This window comes from Pseudolysinimonas sp., assembly GCF_044239695.1.
GTDB lineage: Bacteria > Actinomycetota > Actinomycetes > Actinomycetales > Microbacteriaceae > Pseudolysinimonas_A.
The window spans coordinates 1-6463 of sequence record NZ_JBIIAW010000133.1 but is presented as its reverse complement, the minus strand read 5'-3'; the positions used below and the strand labels follow the sequence as shown (position 1 = coordinate 6463).

Genomic DNA, 6463 nt, shown 5'->3' with positions numbered 1-6463 from the left:
GGAGGACGTGCTCGCCCATCGCGGCAACCCGCTGATCGACGTGCGCTCCCCGGAGGAGTACTCGGGCGAGCGCACGACCGCCCCCGCCTATCCGGAGGAGGGCACGCTCCGCGCCGGCCACATCCCGAGTGCGCAGAGCGTGCCGTGGGCGAAGGCGGTCGCCGAAGACGGCACGTTCAAGCCGCTCGACGAGCTGAACGCGATCTACCGCGACGGCGCTGGGCTGACGGACGGCGACGAGGTCATCGCGTACTGCCGCATCGGCGAGCGGTCGAGCCACACCTGGTTCGTGCTGCAGCACCTCCTCGGCTTCGAGAACGTGCGCAACTACGACGGGTCGTGGACCGAGTGGGGCAGCGCCGTGCGCGTGCCGATCGTGAAGGGCACCGAGCCCGGTGCCATCCCGACGACGTAGTCGCGCGTCGAAGTAGGCTGAAGCGCGTGAGCGAGTCCGACCTGCCGTCCGCGCTCGCGACCACGCGCGACGACTTCTTGGCCCTCGAGCAGCACGAGCGTCTGCTGCTGCTGCTGGAGTTCGCCAACGAGCTCCCCGAGTTGCCCGCGCAGTATGCGGAACACCCCGATCTGCTCGAGCGCGTCGAAGAGTGCCAGTCGCCGGTGTTCATCTTCGTGGAGGTCGTCGACGGCATCGTGCACCTCCACGCGACCGCCCCCAAGGAGGCCCCGACGACGCGTGGCTTCGCGTCCATCCTCGTGCAGGGGCTGGCCGGCCTGACGGTGCAGCAGGTGCTCGACGTGCCCGACGACTACCCGCTCACCATCGGGCTCACCGAAGCCGTGAGCCCGCTGCGCATCCGCGGGATGTCCGCGCTCCTCGGCCGCGCGAAGCGCCAGGTGCGGGAGAAGACCGGCGCGTGATCCTGCATCCGCTGTCGCCGGCCGGCGACGCCATCGACACGACCGCGCCTGACGCGCGCGAGCGCATCGCCGCGCTGTACCCGGCGCCCGGACTGCGGGTCAACCTCGTCGCGACCCTCGACGGCGGCACCGCGGATGCCGAGGGCACGAGCGAGGGCATCACGACCGGCGTCGACCGGGTCGTGCTCGGGGCGATCCGTTCGGTCAGCGACACCGTGCTGATCGGTGCGGCGACGCTGCGCGCGGAGCCGGGCCTCGTCCCGAAGCGCACGCACCTCACGGTGCTCACCACCACGGGGGACTTCACCGGCGCCGACCTGCGCGACGACATCGAACCCGGGCGCATCCTGGTCGTCGGGCCGTCGGGGGCCGAGCAGCGTGCCCGCCAGACCTTCTCGGCGCCCTTCGAGTACTTCGCGGTCGACGGCGACCGGGCCGTTCCGCTCGCCCGGATGCTCGCCGCGCTCCGCGACCGCGGGCTCGAGAAGATCGTCTGCGAGGGCGGTCCGCGCCTCGTCGGGCAGTTGCTCGCCGCGAACCTGGTCGACGAGATCTGCCTGACCACCGTGCCGCGGATCGTCGGGCGGCCGCAGGTGCTGTTCGGCGGGGCATCGCCCGGGCCGCACGAGCTCGACCTCGTGCAGTTGTTGGCCGACGAGAGCGGTGCGCTCTACGCCCGCTGGCGCCCGTCGCGCTGACTCATCGGTCGCGCCGGGGGAGATTCGCGAGCCAGTTGCCGATCGCGCCCTCCCAGCGCTCGCGGTCGTAGTTCCACAGCTTCGTGTGCCGGGCGGTGTCGAACGCCTCGTACGCCACGAGGTCGGGCCGCGCGACGGCGAGAGCACGGGATGCCGTCGACGGCACGAAGCCGTCGTCGTCGCTGTGCAGGATGAGCACCGGCCGGTCGAGTTCGCGCGCCCGGGAGACGAAGTCGAGCCGGTCGATGTCGAGCGGCTCGGCCAGGCCGGTGAAGAAGCCGCCCCACCGCTTCTGGAAGAGCAGGATGACGAACGAGCGCACGAACACCGGCAACCGCCGGATGCGCACCTGGAAGTCGAGCGCGGCGATCCAGTCGACCACCGGGGATTCCAGGATGACGCCGGCCACCGCATCCGCGTGCACCGAGCGGGTGAGCGCCTGCAGCACCGTCGCACCGCCCATCGACCAGCCGACGAGCACGATCTCGGTCGCGCCGTGGCTCACCGCGTACCGCATCGCCGCGTCGACGTCGAGCCACTCGCGGTCGCCGAGCGCGTAGCGGAAGTCCCCGCTGCGCGGCGCCTCCCCGTCGTTGCGGTAGGACACGACGAGGGAGGTGAATCCGGCCGCCCGGAAGATCGGGACGGCGCGCAGCGTCTCGGGGCGGCGCACCGCGCGCCCGTGCACGTGGATCGCCCACCGCGTTCCCGGTCCCCCGGTCGGCGGAATGAGCCAGGCCGGCGCGTCGCCGAGCGGCGTCGCGATCGCGATGTCGTCGTACGGCACTCCGAGGTCGGCGGGAGTCAGGTAGAACCACCCGGTGAGACGCCCGCGCTTCGCGGCGGCGAGATCGCCCTGATCGACACCCAGGATGCGGCGGGTCACCGTCGTCGCCGTCGTCGCCACGATCTCGCCGATGCGGGCGTGCCCCGTCTCGCGCGTGAACCAGAGGCTGTACTCACCGCGGAGGCGGGAGTCGGCGGTGGCGTCGAGCACGATGAGCCCGGCGTCGAGGTCGACGGAACGGATCGCGACATCCTCTTCGCGCCGGGACGGCGGCACGATCACCTTGCGGGCGACGATGACGCTCACGGCGGCCGTCGCGACCGCCGCGGCACCGACGAGCGACAAGGCTCCGACAACGCCGCCAATCGCGATCTTCATCCGCGTCGGCATGCGTCCTCCTCAAGCTCGCGAGCCCTCGATCAGCACGTCGGAGTCGGCGTGGCATGTGACGGGGCCGCGATTGAAACCCTAGTGTTCAAGTCGTGAGCACTGAGCGCAGTGAACCGGTGGTTCCGGCCTCGTTCGGTCGCGCGATGACGGCGCTCCGACGAGCGGAGATCCGCCCGGAACTCCAGGTGAACGAGATCCCAGCTCCGACCGGTCTCGCGCCGCATGCGATCGCGATGGCCGCCGACGTCATCCCCGTCAAGCACGGGGTCGACTCGGTGCTCGGCACCGGGCGCTTCGTCCTCCTCTACGACCCTGAGCAGCCCGAAGCCTGGAACGGCGCCTTCCGCGTCGTGTGCTTCGCGCAGGCGCCGCTCGAGACCGATATCGGCCTCGATCCGTTCGTCGCCGACGTCGCGTGGGCCTGGCTGACCGACTCCCTCAGCGCTCGGGATGCTGGCTACACCGCGGCCTCGGGAACGGCCACCAAGGTGCTCTCCACCGGCTTCGGCGAACTCGCCGGCCAGGGCGACGGAGCGCAGTTGGAGGTGCGGGCGTCGTGGACCCCCGACGCCGACGCCATCGGCGCCTCCGTCGAGGCCTGGAGTGACCTGTTGTGCCGGCTCGCCGGACTTCCGCCGACGCCCGACGCCGTCGGGCTGCTGCCGAATCGCCGAGCGGCGCGTGGCTGACCTCTTCTCCCATGCACCGGGGAGCGACCCGGCGCCCGACCTGCCGTCGTCGACCGATCCAGCGACCGTGGAGACCGAGACCGAGACGACCACGGTCGCGTCGGCGCCTGTCGTCCACGAGCACGTCGACGTGCTCGACACGCGTGAGGGCTACCTCGCCGCCGTCGAGGCGTTGCGGGGTGGGAACGGCCCGTTCGCGGTCGACGCCGAGCGCGCGTCCGGGTTCCGCTATTCGCAGCGCGCCTATCTGATCCAGGTGTACCGACGCGGAGCCGGCGCGTTCCTGTTCGATCCCCCGGCGATCGGCGACTTCAGCGAACTCGCCGAGGTCATGGCCGGCGAAGAGTGGATCCTGCATGCGGCCAGCCAGGATCTGGCCTGCCTGCGCGAAGTCGGGCTCGACCCGGAGCTGATCTTCGACACCGAGCTCGGCGCGCGGCTCGCCGGTCTGCCCCGCGTCGGACTCGGCACCGTGGTGGAGGACCTCCTCGGCATCCATCTGGCGAAGGAGCATTCCGCGGCGGACTGGTCGACCCGGCCGCTGCCGCAGAGCTGGCTCGTCTACGCGGCCCTCGACGTCGAGCTGCTGCCCGACCTGCGCGACGCCATCGCGGGGCTGCTCGACGACGCCGGCAAGACCGACATCGCGGCGCAGGAGTTCGCCGCGGTCCTGCACCGCGAGCCCGTCTCGCGGCAGGACCCGTGGCGTCGGCTGTCGGGGATTCATGCCCTCCGTCAGCAGCGCAATCTCGCCGTCGCCCGCGAACTGTGGACGACGCGAGACGACTACGCGCGTGAGATCGACTCGGCCCCCGGGCGGCTGGTACCCGATGCCTCCCTCCTCGCCGCGGCCCGAGCCCTGCCGGCGACGAAGCGCGACCTCGCCGCGATGAAGGACTTCAACGGGCGGGCGAGCCGTTCACAACTCGACCGCTGGTGGGAGGCGATCGAACGCGGGATCGCGACAGACGATCTTCCGGTCAGCCGCCCGCCGGGCGACGGGATGCCGCCCCCGCGCGTCTGGGCCGAGAAGAACCCCGAGGCCGACGGACGGCTCAAACGTGCCCGCGCCGCCGTGCTGGCTCGCGCCGACGCGCTCGCGATCCCGATGGAGAACGTGCTCACCCCCGACACCCTGCGCCGCGTCGCCTGGACGCCGCCCGCCGAGGTCACCCCCGAGACCGTCGGCGAGGCTCTCGCCGCGCTCGGCGCCCGCGCGTGGCAGGTTGAGGCAACCGCACAGTTGATCGCGCAAGCCTTTGTGGATGTCCGCCAAGGGCCGGAATCACCCGAAGAGCCCGTCTCGTAGGAAGAATCAAAGGATTCCCGGGGCCTCCGCGGCCTGCCTAGGCTGGACCGACTACTTGCGAATCAGTGCTGGAGGGCATCGTGGCCGAGATTTCCGACGTCGTTTTCGTGGACGGGGTCCGCACCCCGTTCGGTCGGGCGGGTGAGAAGGGCCAGTACTGGAACACCCGCGCCGACGACCTCATCGTCAAGGCCATGATCGGCCTGCTCGAGCGCAACCCGAATCTGCCGCCCGAACGGGTCGACGACGTGGCGATCGCCGCGACGACGCAGACCGGCGACCAGGGGCTCACCATCGGACGCACGGCCGCCATCCTGGCCGGCCTGCCGATCAGCGTGCCGGGGTTCTCGATCGACCGCATGTGCGCGGGCGCGATGACGTCGGTCGCCGCGATCGGCTCGATGATCGGCTTCGGTCAGTACGACATCGGCATCGCCGGCGGCGTCGAGCACATGGGGCACCACCCGATGGGCGAGGGCGCCGACCCCAACCCGCGCTTCCTCGCCGAGAAGCTGGTCGACCCGGAGGCCCTCAACATGGGCAACACGGCCGAGCGTCTGCACGACCGGTTCCCGTCGCTCACCAAGGAGCGCGCCGACCGCTTCGGGCTGCTCAGCCAGCAGAAGGTCGCGGCCGCCTACGCGGCGGGCAAGATCCAGCCCGACCTCATCCCCGTCGCCATCAGGAGCGAGTCGGGCTGGGGACTCGCCACCCAGGACGAGGGGATGCGCCCCGAGACCACGATGGAGGGCCTCGCGACCCTCAAGACCCCGTTCCGTCCGCACGGTCGGGTGACGGCCGGCAACGCGTCGCCGCTCACCGACGGCGCGACGGTCTCGCTGCTGGCCAGCGCCCACGTCGCGAAAGACCTCGGCCTCGGCGCGAAGATGCGCCTGGTCTCGTTCGGGTTCGCCGGCGTCGAGCCCGAGGTGATGGGCATCGGCCCGATCCCGTCGACCGAGAAGGCCCTCCGCAAGGCCGGGCTGACGATCGACGACATCGGCCTGTTCGAACTCAACGAGGCGTTCTCGGTGCAGGTGCTGTCGCTGCTGGACCACTTCGGCATCGACGACGACGACCCGCGGGTGAACCCGTGGGGCGGCGCGATCGCGATCGGCCACCCGCTCGCCGCGTCGGGCGTGCGACTGATGATCCAGCTCGCCCGCCAGTTCGAGGAGCGGCCCGACGTGCGCTACGGGATGACGGCGATGTGCGTCGGTCTCGGCCAGGGCGGCTCGATGATCTGGGAGAACCCCCACTACTCCGCGAAGGGTGCCAAGCGATGACCGACTTCAGCAAGCTCGTCGGCCTCGACCCCGACGAGGTCATCACCCACTCCTACGTGCGGGACATCACGCTGCCGAGCGGCAAGGTGCTCGCCCTCATCACGCTCGACAACGGCCGGGACCACACCCGCCCGTCGACGCTCGGGCCGGCCACCCTCCTGGAGCTCGCGAGCGTCCTCGATGCGCAGAAGGAGCGCGCCGCGGCGAAGGAGATCCACGGCGTCGCGGTCACCGGCAAGCAGTTCATCCTCGCCGCCGGCGCCGACCTCTCGAAGGTCAGCGAGATCCCCGACCGGGAGACCGGACTGCTCATGGCGAAGCTCGGCCACGAGACGCTCGGCCGTCTCGCCGAGCTCGGCGTGCCGTCGTTCGTGTTCATCAACGGCCTCGCTCTCGGCGGGGGGGTCGAGATCGGGCTCAACGCC

At 71.2% G+C, this 6463-nt stretch carries 8 protein-coding genes; 7 read left to right on the top strand and 1 reads right to left on the bottom strand.

What is annotated here, in order from left to right:
* From ACILQS_RS14835 to ACILQS_RS14825, 3 genes are all read left to right on the top strand, one after another.
* Positions 1-415: sulfurtransferase (locus tag ACILQS_RS14835; RefSeq protein ID WP_395640899.1), on the top strand; the 415-nt coding region annotated here is incomplete at its 5' end.
* Between the two features lie 26 nt (positions 416-441).
* Positions 442-879, top strand: coding sequence for a SufE family protein (locus ACILQS_RS14830; RefSeq protein ID WP_395640898.1), 438 nt, complete (start codon positions 442-444; stop codon positions 877-879).
* The gene (locus ACILQS_RS14825) at positions 876-1577 is read left to right on the top strand and encodes a dihydrofolate reductase family protein (protein ID WP_395640897.1); all 702 of its coding nucleotides are present in this window, start codon (positions 876-878) and stop codon (positions 1575-1577) included. The genes ACILQS_RS14830 and ACILQS_RS14825 overlap by 4 nt, the downstream gene beginning before the upstream one ends.
* Position 1578: 1 nt before the next feature.
* Here the strand turns inward: ACILQS_RS14825 and ACILQS_RS14820 are convergent, their stop codons facing one another.
* Entirely contained in the window at positions 1579-2754 is a 1176-nt protein-coding gene (locus ACILQS_RS14820; protein ID WP_395640896.1) for an alpha/beta hydrolase family protein, read from the bottom strand.
* Between the two features lie 92 nt (positions 2755-2846).
* Between ACILQS_RS14820 and ACILQS_RS14815 the strand changes: the two genes are divergently transcribed.
* The 4 genes from ACILQS_RS14815 to ACILQS_RS14800 form a co-directional block, all read left to right on the top strand.
* The gene (locus tag ACILQS_RS14815; RefSeq protein WP_395640895.1) at positions 2847-3443 is read left to right on the top strand and encodes a DUF3000 domain-containing protein; all 597 of its coding nucleotides are present in this window, start codon (positions 2847-2849) and stop codon (positions 3441-3443) included.
* A complete protein-coding gene (locus ACILQS_RS14810) occupies positions 3436-4752 on the top strand; it encodes an HRDC domain-containing protein (protein ID WP_395640894.1) in 1317 nt (438 codons plus the stop codon). Before ACILQS_RS14815 ends, ACILQS_RS14810 begins: the two co-directional genes overlap by 8 nt.
* Before the next feature lie 80 nt (positions 4753-4832).
* Positions 4833-6038 carry a thiolase family protein gene (locus ACILQS_RS14805; RefSeq protein WP_395640893.1) on the top strand — a complete coding sequence of 402 codons (1206 nt, stop codon included), beginning with the start codon at positions 4833-4835 and terminating at the stop codon, positions 6036-6038.
* A partial coding sequence (locus ACILQS_RS14800) for an enoyl-CoA hydratase/isomerase family protein (protein WP_395640892.1) occupies positions 6035-6463 on the top strand: 429 nt, incomplete at its 3' end. The genes ACILQS_RS14805 and ACILQS_RS14800, both read left to right, overlap by 4 nt.